This is a genomic window from Paenibacillus sambharensis, from assembly GCF_003233845.1.
GTDB classification, from domain to species: domain Bacteria; phylum Bacillota; class Bacilli; order Paenibacillales; family Paenibacillaceae; genus Paenibacillus_I; species Paenibacillus_I sambharensis.
In genome coordinates this window covers 1-447 of the sequence record NZ_QKRB01000014.1, presented here as the reverse complement: position 1 = coordinate 447, position 447 = coordinate 1, and the positions used below count along the sequence as shown (strand labels likewise).

Annotated in this window: 1 rRNA gene; it reads right to left on the bottom strand. The window is 50.3% G+C overall.

The features are described 5' to 3' along the window. Positions 1-112: ribosomal RNA gene (locus tag DNH61_RS02220) — 23S ribosomal RNA — on the bottom strand; the annotation flags it as partial. Positions 113-447 lie beyond the last annotated feature (335 nt).

The following is a 447-nucleotide window of genomic DNA, read 5'->3' as shown; positions in this document are numbered from 1 at the left end:
CATCCCCGGATCAAAGCCTGCTTACGGCTCCCCGAGGCATTTCGTCGTTCGCCACGTCCTTCTTCGGCTCCTAGTGCCTAGGCATCCTCCGTGCGCTCTTAGTAGCTTAACCTGGGCGCTCCGGATCTCGATTCGTCGTGTGTTTGCACCATGCTCCACTCGTACTGTCGTACTCGTTTCGCTAGCGGCGCAAAGAACACTCCTCACCGACATCCTTCGCTGTGTAATATGGCTAGTCGCCATGTTACGGTTAGAACTAATTCAGCTAATTAGATGTTCTAGACTTTTCATTCGCTATCCAGTTTTCAAGGTGCAATGCCCGCCTCATCGGCAGGAAGATCATCTTAACATCCGGAGTCTTTGCTTTCAACACATAAATGTTGGAAAGTTGACTCGGTGAATGCTAAGCAATCTGGGTATTTAGTTACCCGCTTGGCAACGTCCTAC